Source organism: Bradyrhizobium sp. 1200_D9_N1_1 (assembly GCF_052075915.1).
Taxonomy (GTDB): Bacteria; Pseudomonadota; Alphaproteobacteria; order Rhizobiales; family Xanthobacteraceae; genus Bradyrhizobium; species Bradyrhizobium diazoefficiens.
Genome location: NZ_CP197226.1, coordinates 1,665,477 through 1,684,247 on the forward strand (window position 1 = coordinate 1,665,477; position 18,771 = coordinate 1,684,247).

Here is an 18,771-nt window from a genome sequence, read left to right on the forward strand (position 1 = left end):
GAGGATCTGGGACTTTGCGGCGAAGTCCGACCTCATCCTGAGGGCCCGCCAAAGGCGGGCGTCTCGAAGGATGGGCCGCAAGGAAAGGCCCTTATCGGGGTCCTTCGACTACGATAGCGATCGTCTTGCGCCTCAGCGCGCCACGGTCGATTCCGCCTGGACCGGCTCGCCGCTCTTGCCGAGGACGTGGATCTGGCCGTCCTTCACCATCGTCACCTTGCGGGTATGGAAAGCATCGAGGGTCGAGCGATGGCCGATCGAGACGATGGCGGCTTGCGGCAGCCTCTCCGTCAGCAGCCGGTACAGCCGGGCCTCGGACGGCTCGTCCAGCGAGGCGGTGGCCTCGTCCAGGAACAGATAGTCCGGCGCATGCAGCAGCGCGCGGGCGAGACCCAGACGCTGCTGCTCGCCGAGCGACAGCATCCGGTTCCAGTGCCCGTCCTCGTCGAGCCGCTCGGCGAGGTCGGGCAATCCGACCGCGATCAGCGCGTCCCGGACGCGCGCGGCGTCGAATGTATCAGGCGCTGCGGGATAGACCACGGCATCGCGCAGAACCCCGACGGGGAAATAGGGGCGCTGCGGCAGCATCATCAGCTTCGCCCTTTCGGGGACGACGATGGTGCCGGTGCCGAACGGCCAGATGCCGGCGATGGCCCGGAACAGGGTCGACTTGCCGGAGCCGGACGGCCCCGTCACCAGCACGCGCTCCGGCACCTGGATGGCGAAGGCGCCGGCGGCGACCAGCGGCGTGCCGTTGGGCAGGTTCACGCAGAGCTGCTCGAGGCCGATATTGCGGTCGCCGCCGGCGGCCTCGAGGGCGATCGCCGGCTCATGTGCCGGCAGGTTCGCGGCTGAATCGACCGACATCTCGAAGCCATCGAGACGCGCGACGATCGAGCGCCATTCCGCGAGCGATCGGTAAGCCGTGACGAAGAACGACAACGCGCCTTGTACGCTGGAAAAGGCCGATGCGGTCTGCATCATGTCGCCGAGCTGGATCTTCTTGGCGAAGAAGGCCGGCGCCACCAGCACATAGGGAAAGATCACGGCGGCCTGCTGATAGCTCGCGGTGAACGCGGTGAGGCGCTTGGTCCGGCTCATGATGGCGTACCAGTTGCCGATCACAAGGCCGAAGCGACCCAGGAGCCGGCCGCGTTCGGCCCCTTCACCCTTGAGCAGCGCGATCTGCTCGGAATTCTCGCGGACGCGGACGAGGTGGAAGCGGAAGTCGGCCTCATAGCGCTGCTGCTCGAAATTGAGGTTGACCAGCGGAGCACCGATCCAGTGCGTCAGCGCGGTGCCGAAGATCGCGTAGACGAGCGCGCCCCAGCAAAGATAGCCCGGGATCATGAGGTCGGTGCCGAACAGGTGCAGCGGCGCGGCGTTGGAGAGACCCCAGAGGATGATCACGAAGGAGAACAGCGTCACGATCGACGAGAGCAGGCCGAGCCCGATCGTCAGGGTCTGCTCGACGAAGTTCTTGACGTCCTCGGTGATGCGCTGGTCCGGGTTGTCAGCCGCATCGCCCTTGAGCTGCATGCGGTAATGCGTGGCGCCTTGCAGCCATTCGCCCAGATAGTGCCGGGTCAGCCATTGCCGCCAGCGGATCTGGAGCCATTGGTTCAAGTACAGCTTGTAGACCGCCAGCGCGATAAACATCGAGGCGAGGGCGACGAAAATCCAGATCTGCGTGACGAACGCGTCCCAGTCGCTCGCCTGCAGTGCGCTGTAGAACCGGTTCTGCCACTGGTTCACGAGCACGTCGATCGCGACCAGCGCCAGCTCCATCGCGATCACGGCGGCGAGCAGGCCGCGGCCGACCCATTTGTCCTCGGATCGGAAATAGGGGACGGCGATTCGCCAGACGATCGCGAGCGTGGCGCTGATGTTCTTCACAGAGCTCTGTCTCCTGAGGGGATGTGCACAAATGCCTGGAGCCAAATGGCTGAGGCAACGGCCGAAATGGGCGCGCTTAGACTAAAGTCGCAAGTTCTGCAATTTGCGTTGGCTTGTCGGCGCTTGCAACCCTAGCATGGGGTTTAACGGCGCGGGGTGGGGGCCTTCGGGACTTCGCGAGCTTGTGAGCGGACGGGAACCGCCGCATTCGCGAGGAATTCGCGTCCAGCTCGGGGGTTATCGCTTCCAGCGTCAAGCAGGTTCGGCTGTCCACGCGGGCCGCCTGCGGCACACATGCGTGGGGGAGGAAGACCATGTGGAATCAAATCTATGATCCGCTGCACAACCCTGTGCTGTCGACGATCGCCGCGGCGGTACCCGTCGTCACGCTGCTGGTCCTGATCGCGAGCGGCCGCGTCCAGGCGCATATCGCGGCCATCATCGCCGTGATCGTAGCCAACCTGATCACGATATTCGTCTTCACCATGCCGGTGAACATGTCGATCCGCGCCTCGATCCTCGGCGTCGTGACCGGCTTCTTCCCGATCGGCTGGATCGTTCTCAACGTCATCTTCCTCTACCAGGTGACGGTGACCACCGGACGCTTCGAATTGCTCAAGCGCGCGGTCGGCGGCGTCACCGAGGACCGGCGGCTGCAATTGCTGCTGATCGCGTTCTCGTTCGGCGCCTTCTTCGAGGGCGCCTCCGGCTTCGGCACGCCGGTTGCGATCACCGGCGCGGTGCTGATCGGCCTCGGCTTCTCGCCGCTCGCCGCTTCCGGCCTGTCGCTGATCGCCAACACCGCGCCGGTCGCCTATGGCGCGCTGGGCACGCCGATCCAGGGCCTTGCCTCGGTCACCGGGCTCGATCCCTACATCCTCGGCGCGATGGTCGGACGGCAGTTGCCGTTCTTCTCGCTGATCGTGCCGTTCTGGGTGGTGTGGGCGTTCGCAGGCTGGAAGGGCATGAAGGACGTTTGGCCGGCGATCCTCGTCACCGGCGTGTCGTTCGCGGTCCCGCAATTCGTGATCTCGAACTTCATCAATCCGTGGATCGTCGACATCGGCGCCTCGCTGATCTCGATGGGCGCGCTGATCCTGTTCCTGAAGGTGTGGCAGCCCAGGCAGCTCTGGCTGTCGCCGGCGCTGCGCGGCCGCGACGAATCGGCCTCCACCATGGCCGCCGCAAAGCCGCTGGACAAGACACCGCTGACGCAAAGCGAGCTCTTCAGCGCGCTGCTGCCATGGATCATGGTCTGCATCGTGATGCTGGTCTGGGGCAATGGTGGCTTCAAGACCTGGGCGAACTCGATCTTCACCTGGAACTATCCCGTTCCCGAGTTGCACCAGATGATCAACAAGATGCCGCCGGTCGCGCCAGGGCCGACCAAGGAGAGCGCGGTGTTCGGCTTCACCTACCTGTCCTTCACCGGTACGGGCATGCTGATCGCGGCGATCATCTCCGGCTTCCTGATGGGCGTCGGTCCCGGCAAGCTCGTGACCGAGTACGCCCGCACCATCCGGCTGTGCGCGATCTCGCTGATCACGATCTCGGCGATGCTCGCGATCGGCACGCTGACGCGCCTGTCCGGCGTCGATGCGACGCTCGGTCTCGCCTTCGCCGCAACCGGCGTGCTCTATCCCTTCTTCGGCACGCTGCTCGGCTGGCTCGGCGTGGCGCTGACGGGATCGGACACCGCCTCCAACGTGCTGTTCGGGAACTTGCAGAAGATCACATCCGAGCAGCTCGGCCTGTCGCCGATCCTGATGGGCGCGGCGAACTCCTCCGGCGGCGTGATGGGCAAGATGATCGACGCGCAATCGATCGTCGTCGCCTCCACCGCCACCAACTGGTACGGCCATGAAGGCACGATCCTGCGCTTCGTGTTCTGGCACTCGATCGTGCTGGCCTGCCTCGTCGGCGTGCTCGTGACGTTGCAGGCCTATGTCTGGCCGTTCACGGCGATGGTGTTGAAGTAACAGGCTCCACTTCGACGCAAATCCCCGCGGGGTTCACCCCCGCGGGGATTTTTGCGTCCGTCATGGGCGAACCTTCTCAATGGCGCCGCCGTCTTATAGAAGGTGCGGCAAATCAGGTCGCTCGAGAGGTTTCATGGTTTCGCTCAGGCATATGGTGTGTGCGATGGTTGCAGTGCTTGCGATGTCCACTGTCGCGCGTGCGGAGGATGGTTTTCCCTTCGGCACCGAACTGACGCTGGAGGCGTCGCCGCAGCCGGGCTCGAAGCGGATTCCGAACATCGAGATTGGAGACAATGGCGAGGTCGTGCTGGAGCTCTGGTGCAAGGGCGGCAAGGGCCAGTTCTCGGTCGCCGGCAACACCGTGATCTTCGTCCCCGGCCAGATCCAGGACCGGTCCTGCCCGCCGGCAAAGGCCCAGGCCGACGACGATCTCGTCGCAGCGCTCGGCAGCGTCGAGACCTGGAAGCGCCAGGGCGACGTGCTGACGCTTCTCGGCCCCAAGCCGCTGCGCTTCCGCGCGAACGGCAATTAGCCTCGCTGTCATACCCCGCGACCCGGCTACGCCAAGGCTTCGCCGGGGTTGAGGTGGTGTCTCCGTCTACTTCCACACCGACTTGTCGGCGTCCCAGCGCTGGCCCTTCAATTCCTTTGCGAGGGCCTCGACCGAGCCGTTGTCGTCGGGCTGGTCGCCCTCCTCGTCGGCCGAAGCTTCGTCCGAGAGATTGAGCTTGGCGCCGCTGCTCTCGTCGGCGGTCGTGGTGGCGGGGCTGCCGATCCAGAGCATGAGCTTGTCGGTCGTGCCGGGCTTGTCCGGCGAGATGAGCCCTGCGACCTCGATCGTGTCGGTCAGATCGAGCGTCGGGAAATCCTGGTTCGGCCGCTTGAAGACCAGCTTGAGCTTGCCGGTGGCCGGGTTGAAGTTTTGCGAGACCGGCTTTGCCGCGAGCGTCCGGCCCAGCACGCCCGCCACGGCGGCTGCGAGCTTGTCGCGGTTGATCTTGTCGCCGTCGCGCCAGTCGGCCGCGGCGAAGCGGATGGTGCGGTCCATCTCGGTCATGCCCGCGGTCCAGCCCGCGGCGGTGACGCCGGGCATCGCCTTGAATTTTGCCAGCAGCGCGCCGGCGCGCTCCGGGTCGACCGACATGTTGATGGTCTGCTCGCCGGCGCGCAACGCGTCGCAGCCGACGGTGAGGCTCGCCAGCGTCACCTCGACCTCCTGGCCCTTCAGGCTCTTCAGGAACTCGGTCGCCGCATCCAGCTTGACCTTGACCGCGATCGCCTCCGGCGAGACGTCGGTGAAGTCCTTCGGCTGCGGCGTGATGCCGTCGTCGGAGGTCTGGTTGTCCAGAAACTCCTTCTCGCTGAGATCGGAATTGTCGGGCGAGGTGACCTCAGTCACGGCCTGGCCGATTCCAATCTGGCCGCGGAATTCGAAAGTGTCTCCGGTCGGCTTGCGCAGCAGCTTGACGGTGACGGGCGCCTTCGCGCCGAGGCTCTGCGTCGTGCCGGTCAGCGTCTGGCCGGCGACCTGGAGATTGACGACGAAGCGATCCTTGCGGTCGGAATTTTTCGCGACCGGATAACAGACGTCGAGCACGGCGGCCGTGACCGTCTTGCCCTGGCGCGTCTCCTTCAGGATCACGTCGGCATTGCCGTCCATCAGCCCGTCGATCGAGGTGAAATAGCGCGTCTCGGGGCCGCCCGGCACCGTCGCCTTTGGCGACAGCTTCATCTGGGCGGATGCGACCTCCGGCGAAACAGCAAGCAGAGCCGCCACAAGGGCCGTGGAGCAAACCAGAAGCGCGCGCATCGATAAAATCCTCGAGCAAGGGAGCATGATCCGGAAAAGTGTGACCGAAAAGATCATGCTCAAACAACAACCTAAAGCGTGATGACGACTCGTTCCGACCTCATCGCGCTTTAGAATCGGCGCCACCGTAATGGGTTTTGGCCGTCGGTTGAATCGGAAAGCGTGAGCCATGGTCGGCAAAAAAGAAGGCCGCCCGGAGGCGGCCTTCGCAACATTGTCGGGGAACGGTGGGCTCAGAAGCCGCCCATGCCGCCGCCGGCTGGCATCGCGGGCGGAGCGTCCTTCTTCGGCGCCTCGGCGACCATGGCTTCGGTGGTCACCAGCAGGCCGGCCACGGAGGAGGCGTCCTGGAGCGCGGTGCGCACCACCTTGGCGGGGTCGATGATGCCCTTCTCGACCATGTCGACATAGTCCTCGTTCTGGGCGTCGAAGCCGAAGGTCTCGGACTTGTTCTCCAGGATCTTGCCGACGACGATCGAGCCTTCCACGCCCGCGTTCTCGGAGATCTGGCGGATCGGGGCTTCCAGCGCCTTCAGCACGATGTTGATGCCGGCCTGGACGTCGTCATTGGCGTTGGTGAGACGGCCCACCGCCTTCTTGGCGCGGAGCAGCGCGACGCCGCCGCCGGGGACGATGCCTTCCTGCACCGCGGCACGGGTGGCGTTGAGGGCGTCCTCGACGCGGTCCTTCTTCTCCTTGACCTCGATCTCGGTCGCGCCGCCGACGCGGATCACCGCGACGCCGCCGGCGAGCTTGGCGAGGCGCTCCTGGAGCTTCTCGCGGTCGTAGTCCGAGGTGGTCTCCTCGATCTGCGCCTTGATCTGGCCGACGCGGGCCTCGATGTCGGGCTTCTTGCCGGCACCGTTGACGATCGTGGTGTTCTCCTTGTCGATCACCACCTTCTTGGCGCGGCCGAGCATCTTCACCGTGACGTTCTCGAGCTTGATGCCGAGCTCTTCGGAGATGAGCTGGCCGCCGGTGAGGATCGCGAGATCCTCGAGCATGGCCTTGCGGCGGTCACCGAAGCCCGGCGCCTTGACGGCGGCGACCTTGAGGCCGCCGCGCAGGCGGTTGACGACCAGGGTGGCCAGCGCCTCGCCCTCGACGTCCTCGGCGATGATCACGAGCGGCTTGCCCGACTGCACCACGGCTTCGAGCACCGGCAGCATGGCCTGGAGGCCCGAGAGCTTCTTCTCGTGCAGGAGGATGTAGGCGTCCTCGAGCTCGGCGGTCATCTTCTCGGCGTTGGTGACGAAGTAGGGGCTGAGATAGCCGCGGTCGAACTTCATGCCCTCGACGATGTCGACCTCGGTGTCGAGCGACTTGTTCTCCTCGACGGTGATGACGCCCTCGTTGCCGACCTTCTGCATCGCCTGCGCGATCATCTTGCCGATGGCGGCATCGCCGTTGGCCGAGATAGTGCCGACCTGGGCGACCTCGGAGGAGGAAGCGACCGGCTTGGCGCGCTTCTCGATGTCCTTGATGACGGCCGCAACCGCGATGTCGATGCCGCGCTTGAGGTCCATCGGGTTCATGCCGGCGGCAACCGCCTTGGCGCCTTCGCGCACGATGGCCTGGGCCAGCACGGTCGCGGTGGTGGTGCCGTCGCCGGCGAGGTCGTTGGTCTTGGAAGCGACCTCACGCACCATCTGGGCGCCCATGTTCTCGAACTTGTCCTCGAGCTCGATCTCCTTGGCGACGGTGACGCCGTCCTTGGTGATGCGGGGCGCGCCGAAGCTCTTCTCGATGACGACGTTGCGGCCCTTCGGGCCGAGCGTCACCTTGACGGCGTTGGCGAGAATGTCGACGCCGCGCAGCATGCGTTCGCGCGCGTCTCCGGAAAACTTGACGTCTTTGGCAGCCATTTCTGCAATCCCTCGTGTTTCGTGCTGTGTCTTGTTTCGTGCTGCGTCTTGCCGCTTTGCCGGCCGCATCGATTCCGGGATCCGCAGGTCGAACCCGGCGGAAGGATGGATGCCCGGATCACGCGATCCGGGCACGACATTCAGCGGCCGTTCAGGCTGATGGCCTTAGGCCATCACGCCCATGATGTCCGACTCCTTCATGATCAGGAGCTCTTCGTTGTCGATCTTGACCTCGGTGCCCGACCACTTGCCGAACAGCACGCGGTCGCCGACCTTGAGGTCGATCGGGATCAGCTTGCCGGTCTCGTCACGGCCGCCGGGGCCGACGGCGACGACCTCGCCCTGGGAGGGCTTTTCCTTGGCGGTGTCCGGAATGATGATGCCGCCCTTGGTCTTTTCCTCGGCGTCGATACGTTTGACCACGACACGGTCATGCAGCGGACGAAATTTGGATTTAGCCATGACGTTTCCCTTTGGAGGCTCGCTTCGGAAGTAGTGGAAGTGGGTGGGGCGGCGCTTCCGTCCACCCTCGTCCCGAGGATCGAACGGCGCGCTTAGCAATCGGGCTTTCCGAGTGCTAATAGTGCGCCCGGAAATATGGCTTGGCCGCGATCCTGTCAAGCAAAGGTGGTTAAGCGATTGGTGAGGCGGATATAGGATGGTGGCATTGGAAACGTGTTCGGGGCGCCGGCGTATCAAACGTCATTGCTCCGGTGGCGGTTTTGCGCTTGGCTGCAGAAGGGGTGCGGCCATGGTCTTGTTCGGGGGAATGCCATGATCACTTCAGCTCACGCGCGCAGGGTTGCCAATCTGGCGGCCGCATCTGGCCTGGCGTTGCTGCTTGGCGCCTGCGGCGGCGGCATGAGCCTGCCGTCCTTCTCGTCGTCCTCGCCGCCGCCCGAGGCAGAGCCCGGTACCGGTCCGGAAATGCCGGCGAGCATCCGCGCCGACGAGATCGTCGGCCGCTGGGGTCTCGCCTCGTTCCAGAACCCGGCCGACCGCGCCCGCACCGAGGCCGCCGCGCGGTCCCAGTGCAAGAATCCTTACGTGATCGGCGCCGGCACCTCCGGCGGCGTGGTCATGCATCTGGCCGACCAGGCGACACCGCAGGAATTGCGGCTGAAGGGCTCGCCCAGCGGCAAGAACTATATCGGGCCGGCCGGTCCGACCCCCGGCGAGCAGGACCGCGAGATCGTGTCCTTCGACGGGCGCGTCCTGATCACCCGCTTCATCGACAAGGACGCCGCCACCCGCTACGGCAACATGGTCTACGTCCGCTGCGCCCCGAGGGCGTGATGTTCTTCCCGTCATTCCGGGGCGATGCGAAAGCATCGAACTATGGTGTGCAATTGCGCACCTGAGAATCTCGAGATTCCGGGTTCGGTCCTGCGGACCGCCCCGGAATGACAGCGTGAGATAAATCGCCAAAAAACAAAAAACGCCGGCTCGCGCCGGCGTTTTGCTTTTCCGTAATCTCGCGTCCGTTCAGTCGAACAGCGCATCGATGTCGTCCTGCGAGGCGTGGCCGACGTCGCCGGCGAGCTTCGGACCGTTGAGGAGTTTTTCGTCCTCGCTGCGGGTGTCGGCCGGCGCCGGCACATGGGCCTTGATCGCGTCGACGCCGCCCCAGATCTCCATCATCGCGTTGATGTGCTGCTCGATGAACTTCATCGTGGTCATGACCTTGCTGATGCGCTGGCCGGTCAGGTCCTGGAAGTTGCAGGCCTCGAAGATCGAGATGACGCGTTCCTGGATGTCGTCGGCGAGCCGCTTCTGCTGGTCGGCCGATTGCACCTTGGACATCGCGCTGGCCGCCTGGTCGATCGACTCGGCGGCTTCCAGGATCTGCTGGGTCGCCTGTTCGGTGCCGCCGACGACCGCGCCGAGTTCGCCATTGACCTTGGCCATCTCGCCGCCGTCGAAGCTCTTGCCGTGCAGCGTCGCGATTTCGCGCTTGGTGCGGTCGATGGCGTCGTGGATGAGGTCGAGCTCGACCTTCAGCTTCTCGCACTGCTCGATCTGCGCCCGGTAGGTGTCGAGCATGGTGCGCGTCTCGGCAAGCTCATGGGCCGTGGAAGCGTCGATCGCCGCCATCGCCGCGCTGGCGGACAGCGGGGCAGCGGTGCCCTTCGCCATCTGTGCGCGGATCGCGCGCAGCTCCGCCATGATCTCGCTATGCATCGGCGCAGCCTCCTCAATCATTTCGGGGCTGGGCATCTCGCCGACAATAGCCTCTTCGACACGAAAACGTTTGCGGTGAATAGCCATCAGAAACTCCCCCCACCTCACTCACGCGTCTTTGTAGGCAGAAGCAATTTAACACGAGGTTCACGACCGGAACTGTTGCGCGGCCGCGCGCGACGACGCGAGAAGAAGCGATTAACCATGAGCATGAGGCGTTCATCGAAAATAAACGCTGATCGCCAAATTGGGCTCTCGCTCGCGACGTGGTGAATCAAAACGGCGTTTCCGTTTACCAAACGAAACGCCTTTTGCTCTTTATTGACCACGTCGCGGGCGCCGATCAGCCATCAGCTCTGCACGACGCATGTGATCTAGACGAAACAGTACAGAGTACGTCGATGTTCAAGAAAATGTCTGTCGCGCTGCTCGGCAGCGCTTGCACCCTCGTTGCCGGCGCAACCAGCGCCAGCGCCTTCGACAATACCGTGCCGAACGATCCGCCCGCGGTGCTTTATCAGCCGCAAGTGCCGCCGGCGCCGGTGCGCGTCGCCTCCAACGCGAACATGGGCGGCGGCTTCATCGAGTTCCTGTTCGGCGATGGGCCCGGCCGCGGTCCGGCCTACGCGCCGCCGGTGTACCAGCAGCAGCCGGGCTACAACGATCCGCGCCGCCTGCCGCCGATGGGCGAACCGCAGATGCAGGGTGGATATCAGCAAGGCGCAGGTCTCCAGCAGGAGGCGGTCGATCCGCGCCAGCGTCAATTCGATCCGAAGTTCGAGAAACAACTCGTTGACTATAGCGGCAAGGAAAGTGCCGGCACGATCGTGGTCGATACGCCGAACAAGTTCCTCTATCTCGTCGAGGGCAACGGCCGGGCGATGCGCTACGGCATCGGCGTCGGCCGTCCCGGCTTCACCTGGTCCGGCGTCAAGGCGATCACGGCCAAGCGCGAATGGCCGGACTGGACGCCGCCGGCGGAAATGATCGCGCGCCGCCCCGACTTGCCCAGGCACATGGAAGGCGGTCCGGAAAACCCGCTCGGCGCGCGCGCGATGTATCTCGGCTCCACGCTCTACCGCATCCACGGCTCCAACGAGCCCTGGACCATCGGCACCAACGTCTCCTCCGGCTGCATCCGCATGCGCAACGAGGACGTCATCGACCTCTACGGCCGCGTCAATGTCGGCACCAGGGTCGTGGTGATGTGAGGTCCGAGCCCCGAAATGAAAACGGCCGCCCCATCGGCGGCCGTTTTTGTTTGCGCGCTATCGAGCGGCCTTACGCATAATCGCTGCCGCCATCGTCGCCGCCGAAATCGCTGTCGTCGGCCAGGTCTACGTTGTCGTCATTGTCGTTCTGATCGTTGTAATTCTGGTCGTCGTTCGAAGCCTGGTCGACAAAGCCTTGGCGGGAATCGCCGCCACGGTCGCGGTTCGATCCGATGTCGTCGAGGCCGGCATCGCGCGCGAGCGAGCCGCCGGACTGGTCGCTGCCGCCCCAGGGACTTCCGCCAGCGCTGCGGTCGCCCAGGGCGTTGGTGTCGCCGAAGGCCTGCTGGTGCGATCCGCCCATCATGCCGCGGATGCTGGAGAGCAGCAGTGAGCCGCCGACGACGCCGGCCGCGGCCGCCGCGGCCGTACCGAGGAACGAGCCGCCGCCACCGCCGACCGGCGGGGCGCCATAGCCCTGACCGGGGCCTTGACCTGGGCCTTGGCCGTAAGCCTGCTGGCCGTAACCCGGTTGCGCCTGTTGCATCGCCTGGCCGCTGTTCCACACCGGCCGTGCGTCACGCGGCGGCACGTTCGGAACCGAGCCGCGCGAGGGGCCGCCACCGAACAGCGTGTCGCGCATGGTATCCAGGAAGCCGCCGGACTGGGCCGGCTCGGGCGCCTGCGCCGCTTCCAGTTCCTGGATGCGGTTATGGGCGCGCTTGAGCGCTTCGTCCTGCAACAGGGTGGTCTGCACCAGCGCGTAGACGGCGCCGGGCGCCTTGCGCAGGCCGTCGGAGATCGCGGCGATCGCGTCGGGATCGCGCGGTGCATTTTCCAGTTTCGAAAGCCGGTCAAAAAGCTCGTCGACGAGCTGGCGTTCCTGCGGCGTCATGATCAATCTCCCTCGCGCAAACCAAGCGCGCAGGAGATGTAGGGTTCCATTGTGGCCCCAACAGTGCCGGCTGGATTAAATTTCGGTATGCGACAAGCTGCCTCGCGGCCGGCTTTAGCCGCCATTCACCCCAGTGTCGCGTTGGTCTGCGCCAGCAACCGCACGAATTCATCGCCCCCAAGATAGGCATGCTCGCGTTCGCGCACGTCGGTCATCGGATCAAGCGCGGCAAGGACGTCGTCCACGAAGCCGGGATGGCACATCACGAGGCCGCCATCGGGGAGGCCTTCCAGGAACTGCCGCATCAGCGCGCCGAAATCGGCCGCGCGGGTGAAGTCATAGGCGCCGGCGAAGCCGGGATTGAAACCGAGGCCGGCGCCGGCGGCGCGGCGGCGGAATTGCGCGCTGAGGATGTCGAGCACCATGGCCTTCGGCGAGGCCAGCCGCTGCGCCAGCGGCAGGTCGCGGCCGCCCTGGCGCACCCAGGCGTTCGGCGCGGTTTCGCTGACCGCGTCGATAAAGCCGTCGCGCACCTGCGGATAGAGCTGCACATGCTGATGGCCGTCGACGAAGTCTGGCGCGCGGCCGAAAGCCTCCGTGAAGGCCACGAGCTGCGCCTTCACCTCATTGCGAAAGAATTCGCGGTCGAGCCGCCGCAAGACACCCGCGCGCAAGAGCTTCGGAAACGGCATGAACATGTCGCCGTCGAGCGGGCGGAAATGCATGGTGAGCGGCCGGAACGGCGCGGACAGCGTCACATGCAATCCGATCGCGCAGCGCGGGCTCGTCTTCGCCGCGGCCTCAAGCGCCTCGATCTCGCCGCGAGCGATCGCGGGGCCGACCATCATCACGGAGGTGGCGTTGAGGCGGCCGCGCTCGATCAGGTCTCGGATGGCGCGATTGACGCCCGGGCTGATGCCGTAATCGTCGGCGCAGAGCCAGATCCGCCGCGGCGCCGCCGCCGCGCTCATTCGGCCGCCGTCCTCTTCGCGGCGTCGTCGGCCTTGTCGGCCTCGAAATGCTTCTCGCTGTGCTCGGCGACGAAGTAGATCGGGCGCGCCTTCAGCTCGGAGAGGATCTTGCCGATATATTCGCCGACGATGCCGATCATGATGAGCTGCACGCCGCCGATGGTCATCAGGCCGACCACGAGCGAGGGATAGCCGGGGACCTGCTTGCCGGTGGTGAAGACCTCCCAGAGAATGGAGAGGCCGAACAGGAAGGCGATGCCGGCGAGCACGACGCCGAGCAGGCTGGCGAAACGCAGTGGTGCCACCGAGAACGAGGTCAGGCCTTCGATCGACAGGCCGAGCAGGCGCGCGGCGTTGAAGGTGGTAACGCCATGGGCGCGCGGCGACGGCTCGTAGTCGACGCGGATCTGGCGGAAGCCGATCCAGCTTGCCAGGCCCTTGAAGAAGCGGTTGCGCTCCGGCAGTTGCCGAAGCGCCGTGACCGCGCGCGGCGAAAGCAGGCGGAAATCGCCGGCGTCTTCCGGAATCTTCTGGCGGGCACCCCAGTTGATCAGGGCGTAGAAGCCATGCACGGCGAGCCGCCGCAGGAAGGTTTCGTTGTCGCGATGCGCCTTGGCGGTATAGACGACGTCGTAGCCGTCATCGATCCAGTGTCCCACAAGCTGCTCGACGAGAGCCGGCGGATGCTGGCCGTCGCCGTCCATGAACATCACGGCGCCGAGGCGGGCATGGTCGAGGCCGGCCATCAGCGCCGCCTCCTTGCCGAAATTGCGCGACAGCGAGACCACCTGGACGTCGATCGCGTCGGCCGGCAGGCTGCGCGCGATCGACAGCGTCGCGTCCGCGCTGCCGTCGTCGACATAGACCACCTCGCAAGCGAGGCGATGGCGCTGCCGCAGGGTCTTTGCGAGATCGCAGATGCGCTGGTGCAGGGCGGCAAGCCCCGCCGCCTCGTTGTAGACGGGGACGACAATCGACAGTCCCTTCGCGGCGGCGTTGGCCGCGGTGGTCGTCAGGCCGGAAACATCAGAGCCCAGCGTCATCGATCAAGGTTCCAGAGGCGTTCAAGGTCATCTCAACAGCATATGGTAGCTGCCGTTTGCTGTCGCTACGCTGAACGGACCTGAGGCTCACCGCCGCAGGAACGCCTCGAGCTTGGCGAACAGCGGGTTCTCCCGGTCGAACACGTAGTCGAGCGAAACCACCGAGACGGTCTCGGCGCCATGCTCGCGCAGGAAGCTCGCGAGCGCATAGAGCTGCCCCGGCGGGCAGTGCAGCGTCAGCATGCCCGACGAGGTCGGCCCGCCGAACGGGGCCTCGACGCCGAAACGGCTGTGGGCCTCGCCGAGCAGGGCGGCGTCGCACTGCCGGAATCGGGTCCGGACCTCGCGGTATTTGTTGGCCCGCGCCCGCGCCGCGATGTGGTCGAGGATGACGCGCGCGGTCTCCCGCGCCTGCGGCGACCAGTCGGCATCCCTGGAGGCGACCAGATTGGCCTGGCTGCGCAGGATCATGCCGTCGTCGAGCACCCGCAAGCCGTTGGCGGCGAGGGTCGCGCCGGTCGTCGTGATGTCGACGATCAGCTCGGCGCTGCCGGCTGCCGGCGCGCCTTCGGTCGCGCCTGCGCTTTCGACGATGCGGTAATCGGTGATGCCGTGGTTCTGGAAGAACGCGCGGGTGAGATTGACGAACTTGGTCGCGACCCGCATCCGCATGTGATGCTGCTCGCGGAAGCCGGTGGTGACGTCGTCGAGGTCGGCCATGGTGCGGACGTCGATCCAGGCCTGCGGCACCGCGACGACGACGTCGGCATAGCCGAAGCCGAGGCCTTCGATCAGGGACACGCGCTTGTCGGCGTCCGCGATGTTCTCGCGCACCAGGTCCTCGCCGGTGACGCCGAGATGGGCGAGGCCGCGCGACAGCTGCGCGGCGATCTCGCTCGCCGACAGATAGGCGACCTCGACATTGTCGAGGCCCGCGATGGTGCCGCGATAGTCGCGTGCGCCGCCGGCCTTCGACAGCTTGAGGCCCGCGCGGGCGAAAAAGGCTTCGGTGTTTTCCTGGAGGCGGCCCTTGGAGGGAACGGCCAGAACGAATGGCGCGCTCATGACTTAGGCTCCCACCTTGCGGCCGATCCGGGTCAGCGCGTCCACCCAGACCGAGAAACCGACAGCGGCGATCGGCTCGGCTGAACCGAGCTGGGTCATCAGCCCGTCATAGCGTCCGCCGGCGACCAGCGGTTCGGCGCCATTGCCCCGGTGATGCAGCTCGAATTCGAAGCCGGTGTAATAGTCGAGCCCGCGTCCGAACGCGGTCGAGAAGCGCGTCTGCTTCACGTCGATGCCGCGCGCAGCCATGAAGCCGACCCGGCTCTCGAACTGATCGATCGCAGCCGTGAGGTCGAGCCTGGCGTCGGTGGTGAGCGCGCGCAGCTCGGCGACGGCGTCGTCGGGATTGCCTGCGATCGACAGGAAGCGCTTGAGCACGGTGATCGCCTCGCGGGGCAGCGCGCCGCCCTTCAGCGTCGATTGCTCGAGGAAGCGGTCGGCGATCTCGGCGGTGGTGCGGCCGCCGACATTGGTGGTCCCGGCGATCGACATCAAATCGGTGACGAAGGCGAGCGCCGCCTTGCGGTCGGAGCCGGCCAGCGCCGCCAGCACGCCCTCATATTCGCTGCGGGTGGCGGTCGTCGCGGCCGCCAGCCGTTCCAGATCCTGCTCCAGGCTGATCTTGCGGTTGAAGTCCTTGACCAGGCGGCGCCGCCAGACCGGATAGAGGTTGAGCGCGTCGAGCAGCGCGTTGAACAGCGCCACGTCGCCGGTGCGGATCTCGACGTCGCGGACGCCGAAGGCGCCCGTCGCCTCCAGCGCCAGCGCCAGCATCTCGGCATCGGCCGCGGCGCGGTCCTGGCGGCCGAACGATTCGATGCCGGCCTGAAGAAACTCGCTGGCCTGGCCGCTGCGGTAGCGGAACACCGGACCGAGATAGCTGAACCCGGCCGGCTGGCCGGCGCGGCTGGAGGCGAGGTAATCGCGCGCCACCGGTATGGTCAGGTCCGGGCGCAGGCAGAGCTCCTCGCCGGTGAGGTCCGTGGTCAGATACAGACTTTTGCGGATGTCCTCGCCGGAAAGGTCCAGGAACGGCTCGGCCGGTTGCAGGATCGCCGGCTCGGCCCTGACATAGCCGGCCTGCGCGAACGACAAGAGCAGCGTATCCGCCCAGGCGGCGGAGCCGGCAGCATTTGAGGTGGCAGTCGCGGTCATCTCAGGGGTCCATCGTCCCGGTGGAACCGGGCAGGGCAAGGGGAGGCAAGTGGAGGCAAGCCAGTTGGCGCAGCCCTTAGCATGGCCGGAAAGCGGTTTCGACCTCCAAAGGATCAATCGCTTAACGGCCGGCCAATGCGCAGCATCAGGGCGTCTTGCCGCCCCAATCGCCCAGCACCGTCTGCACCAGCGCCAGCGCAGCCACCGCGGCGGTGTCGGCCCGCATGATCCGGGGACCCAGGGCGAGCCGCAGGATCTTCGGCTGTCGCAGCAGCAGCGCCCGCTCTTCCTCGGCAAAGCCGCCTTCGGGGCCGATCAGCACGTCGATACCTTGTCCCGCCTCGCGCGCGCCTTGCAGGCTCTGAACGGGGTTTTCGACCTCCGCCGCCTCATCGCAGAAGATGAGCAGGCGACCCGCGGCGCGCTGGCTGAGGAAGCGCTCCAGCGGCACCGGCTCGGCCACGGTCGCGATGCTCAGGATGCCGCATTGCTCGGAGGCCTCGACCACGTTGGCACGCATCCGCTCGGTGTTGACCCGGGAGGCCTGGGTGAACCGGGTCAGGACCGGTTGCAGGCCGGCGGCGCCCATCTCAATGGCCTTCTGGACCATGTAATCGAGCCGGGCGTGCTTGAGCGGGGCGAAGACGTAAGTGAGGTCGGCCAGCCGGTCCTGCGGCCGGGTCTGCTGGAGGATGACGAGGCCGTCCGGCCGTTTGCGGCCTTCGATGGCGGCCTGCCATTCGCCGTCGCGGCCGTTGAAGGCCAGGACCTCGGCCCCCGCGGCAAGCCGCAGCACATTGCCGAGATAATTGCTCTGGTCGCGGTCGAGCGGGACCCTGGCGTCCTGGGCCAGGGGGGCATCGACGAACAGGCGGGGGGCGCGGAAATCGTGGGAAGGCATCATTCAGGTCCGATTTGCCGCCGTTATTAACCGAAAGCCGCCATTTCGGGGGTAAATATTGCCGAACCGGTGCGTCGGCGCGCCGCGCTCTTGCCCTATTCGACGGGTTGTTAAGGGCCGGCGGGAATCGTAAAAACGCGAACACGCTGGTTGCGCTTCAATTGGGAAGACGCCGAACCCCGTAAGCTCCTGCCGGAGAGACTGCCTTGATGATCCGTCATTTGATGGTTCCGATCACCGCCGCCATGATCACCATGGGGGCCGTGGGCGCCTATGCGCAAAGCGCCTTCCCGGCGCCGCTGCCAAACCAGGCCGCGAGCAGCTCGGCGTTTCCGCCCGTGAACGGCTCGGCGCCGACAGCCTCCGTCGGCACGGCGCCGCAATCCTCGTTTCCGGTGAACGGCGCCGCGCCGGTCGGCGGCGCCGGCGCTTTCAGCGCGGCCCCGCCGACGCAAGCCCCGGGTGAGGACTGCATGAAGGCCTTCATTCCCCTGCGCGAGGAGGCCGAGAAGCGCGGCAAGGCGATTAAGGCCGCGAGCGACCGCCACGCGCCGCCGGACGAGGCGTGCAAGCTGATCCGCAATTTCGGCCAGGCTGAAATGAAGATGATCAAGTACGTCGAGACCAACGCTGCAAAATGCGGAATCCCGCCGCAGGTCGGCGCGCAGATGAAGGACGGCCACAAGAACACCGAGGCCATGACCACGAAGGTCTGCAACGTCGCGCAGCAGATGCAGAACCAGCCGCGCGGTCCGGCCGGCCCGTCGCTGAGCGAGGTGCTGGGTTCGGGCTCGGCACCTGAAGCCAATGCCGGCAAGAAGGGCGGCAGCACCTTCGACACGCTCAACGGCAACGTCCTCACGCGATGAGCGACGCATCCGCCCGCGTTGCCGACTCCACCGGCAACTGGGTCGATACGCTCGCGCCGCCATGGGCGCGGCCCTATTTGCGATTGTCCCGCTTCGATCGTCCGATCGGCTCCTGGCTTCTCCTGATGCCATGCTGGTGGTCGGCGGCGCTCGCCGCCGGCATCGCGCACGATTCCGGCCGCCTGCCGCTCACCATCGTCCTGTTCTTCATCGGCGCCTTCGTCATGCGCGGGGCAGGCTGCACCTGGAACGACATCACCGACCGCGATCTCGACGACAAGGTCGAGCGCACCCGCTCGCGGCCGCTGCCGTCGGGGCAGGTGACCACGAAGCAGGCGCTGGCCTTCATGGTCGCGCAGGCCCTGATCGGTCTCGTGGTGCTCCTGCAATTCAATCGCTTCGCGGTCCTGACCGGCATCGCCTCGCTTCTGATTGTCGCGATCTACCCCTTCATGAAGCGCATCACCTGGTGGCCGCAGATCGTGCTCGGCCTCGCGTTCTCCTGGGGCGCCTTGATGGGCTTTGCCGTCACCTTCGGCCGCATCGACGTCACCGCGCTCGTGCTGTATGGCGGATCGATCGCCTGGGTGATCGGCTATGACACGATCTACGCGCATCAGGATGCCGAGGACGACGCGCTGATCGGCATCAAGTCCACCGCGCGCCTGTTCGGCGCGCACACGCACCAGGCGCTGGTCCTGTTCTATGGGCTCGCGGTGGTGCTGATCGGCGTCGCGCTGGCGTCAGGCGATGTGCGCTGGCCCGCCTGGCTCGGGCTTGCCGCTTTCGCCGCGCATCTGGCCTCGCAGATCGTGCGCTTGAGGATCGACGATCCCGCGCTTTGCCTGCGCCTGTTCAAGTCGAACCGGGATGCGGGCCTGCTGTTGTTTGCGGGATTGCTCGCGGACGCGGTGATGCGCGCGGCGTGAC

General features: G+C 66.0%; 17 protein-coding genes. 6 read left to right on the plus strand and 11 right to left on the minus strand.

Annotated features, from left to right (window positions below):
* Window positions 1-132: 132 nt before the first annotated feature.
* Window positions 133-1,896 carry an ABC transporter ATP-binding protein/permease gene (locus AB5K84_RS08010; RefSeq protein ID WP_011090269.1) on the minus strand — a complete coding sequence of 588 codons (1,764 nt, stop codon included), beginning with the start codon at window positions 1,894-1,896 and terminating at the stop codon, window positions 133-135.
* Window positions 1,897-2,210: 314 nt separating this feature from the next.
* On the opposite strand from AB5K84_RS08010, the gene AB5K84_RS08015 reads away from it, so the two are divergent.
* Window positions 2,211-3,875: an L-lactate permease gene (locus tag AB5K84_RS08015; protein WP_011090268.1), complete on the plus strand. Its 1,665-nt coding sequence runs from the start codon at window positions 2,211-2,213 to the stop codon at window positions 3,873-3,875.
* 133 nt (window positions 3,876-4,008) lie between these two features.
* Window positions 4,009-4,407 (plus strand): META domain-containing protein, encoded by a 399-nt coding sequence (locus AB5K84_RS08020; protein ID WP_038967314.1) that lies wholly within the window; start codon window positions 4,009-4,011, stop codon window positions 4,405-4,407.
* A 66-nt stretch (window positions 4,408-4,473) separates the two neighbouring features.
* On the opposite strand, the gene AB5K84_RS08025 is transcribed toward AB5K84_RS08020, so the two are convergent.
* The 3 genes from AB5K84_RS08025 to AB5K84_RS08035 all read right to left on the minus strand — a co-directional run bounded on the left by AB5K84_RS08025 (window position 4,474) and on the right by AB5K84_RS08035 (window position 8,012).
* Window positions 4,474-5,685 (minus strand): hypothetical protein, encoded by a 1,212-nt coding sequence (locus tag AB5K84_RS08025; protein WP_028174611.1) that lies wholly within the window; start codon window positions 5,683-5,685, stop codon window positions 4,474-4,476.
* A 233-nt stretch (window positions 5,686-5,918) separates the two neighbouring features.
* On the minus strand, window positions 5,919-7,550 hold the full coding sequence (gene groL / locus AB5K84_RS08030) for a chaperonin GroEL (protein ID WP_011090265.1): 1,632 nt from the start codon (window positions 7,548-7,550) through the stop codon (window positions 5,919-5,921).
* A 165-nt stretch (window positions 7,551-7,715) separates the two neighbouring features.
* On the minus strand, window positions 7,716-8,012 hold the full coding sequence (locus tag AB5K84_RS08035) for a co-chaperone GroES (protein ID WP_011090264.1): 297 nt from the start codon (window positions 8,010-8,012) through the stop codon (window positions 7,716-7,718).
* 312 nt (window positions 8,013-8,324) lie between these two features.
* Here AB5K84_RS08035 and AB5K84_RS08040 point away from each other — a divergent pair, with 312 nt between their 5' ends.
* Window positions 8,325-8,846, plus strand: coding sequence for a hypothetical protein (locus AB5K84_RS08040; RefSeq protein ID WP_028174612.1), 522 nt, complete (start codon window positions 8,325-8,327; stop codon window positions 8,844-8,846).
* 189 nt (window positions 8,847-9,035) lie between these two features.
* Here AB5K84_RS08040 and AB5K84_RS08045 read toward each other — a convergent pair whose 3' ends face one another.
* Window positions 9,036-9,818 (minus strand): protein phosphatase CheZ, encoded by a 783-nt coding sequence (locus AB5K84_RS08045; protein WP_028174613.1) that lies wholly within the window; start codon window positions 9,816-9,818, stop codon window positions 9,036-9,038.
* Between the two features lie 314 nt (window positions 9,819-10,132).
* Here AB5K84_RS08045 and AB5K84_RS08050 point away from each other — a divergent pair, with 314 nt between their 5' ends.
* The gene (locus tag AB5K84_RS08050; RefSeq protein WP_038967312.1) at window positions 10,133-10,942 is read left to right on the plus strand and encodes a L,D-transpeptidase family protein; all 810 of its coding nucleotides are present in this window, start codon (window positions 10,133-10,135) and stop codon (window positions 10,940-10,942) included.
* A gap of 70 nt (window positions 10,943-11,012) precedes the next feature.
* Here the strand turns inward: AB5K84_RS08050 and AB5K84_RS08055 are convergent, their stop codons facing one another.
* The 6 genes from AB5K84_RS08055 to AB5K84_RS08080 all read right to left on the minus strand — a co-directional run bounded on the left by AB5K84_RS08055 (window position 11,013) and on the right by AB5K84_RS08080 (window position 16,972).
* A complete protein-coding gene (locus AB5K84_RS08055) occupies window positions 11,013-11,837 on the minus strand; it encodes a DUF2076 domain-containing protein (RefSeq protein ID WP_011090260.1) in 825 nt (274 codons plus the stop codon).
* Window positions 11,838-11,962: 125 nt separating this feature from the next.
* Complete coding sequence (locus AB5K84_RS08060; RefSeq protein ID WP_011090259.1) at window positions 11,963-12,808, minus strand: ChbG/HpnK family deacetylase; 846 nt, start codon at window positions 12,806-12,808, stop codon at window positions 11,963-11,965.
* Window positions 12,805-13,851, minus strand: coding sequence for a glycosyltransferase family 2 protein (locus AB5K84_RS08065; protein WP_011090258.1), 1,047 nt, complete (start codon window positions 13,849-13,851; stop codon window positions 12,805-12,807). The genes AB5K84_RS08060 and AB5K84_RS08065 overlap by 4 nt, the downstream gene beginning before the upstream one ends.
* An 87-nt stretch (window positions 13,852-13,938) precedes the next feature.
* Entirely contained in the window at window positions 13,939-14,916 is a 978-nt protein-coding gene (hisG, locus tag AB5K84_RS08070; protein WP_011090257.1) for an ATP phosphoribosyltransferase, read from the minus strand.
* Window positions 14,917-14,919: 3 nt separating this feature from the next.
* On the minus strand, window positions 14,920-16,071 hold the full coding sequence (locus tag AB5K84_RS08075) for an ATP phosphoribosyltransferase regulatory subunit (protein ID WP_011090256.1): 1,152 nt from the start codon (window positions 16,069-16,071) through the stop codon (window positions 14,920-14,922).
* 145 nt (window positions 16,072-16,216) lie between these two features.
* Window positions 16,217-16,972 carry a 16S rRNA (uracil(1498)-N(3))-methyltransferase gene (locus tag AB5K84_RS08080; protein WP_038967316.1) on the minus strand — a complete coding sequence of 252 codons (756 nt, stop codon included), beginning with the start codon at window positions 16,970-16,972 and terminating at the stop codon, window positions 16,217-16,219.
* A gap of 209 nt (window positions 16,973-17,181) precedes the next feature.
* Between AB5K84_RS08080 and AB5K84_RS08085 the strand changes: the two genes are divergently transcribed.
* The gene (locus AB5K84_RS08085) at window positions 17,182-17,841 is read left to right on the plus strand and encodes a hypothetical protein (protein ID WP_011090254.1); all 660 of its coding nucleotides are present in this window, start codon (window positions 17,182-17,184) and stop codon (window positions 17,839-17,841) included.
* On the plus strand, window positions 17,838-18,770 hold the full coding sequence (gene ubiA / locus AB5K84_RS08090) for a 4-hydroxybenzoate octaprenyltransferase (protein ID WP_011090253.1): 933 nt from the start codon (window positions 17,838-17,840) through the stop codon (window positions 18,768-18,770). The genes AB5K84_RS08085 and ubiA overlap by 4 nt, the downstream gene beginning before the upstream one ends.
* The last annotated feature ends 1 nt before the right edge of the window (window position 18,771 follow it).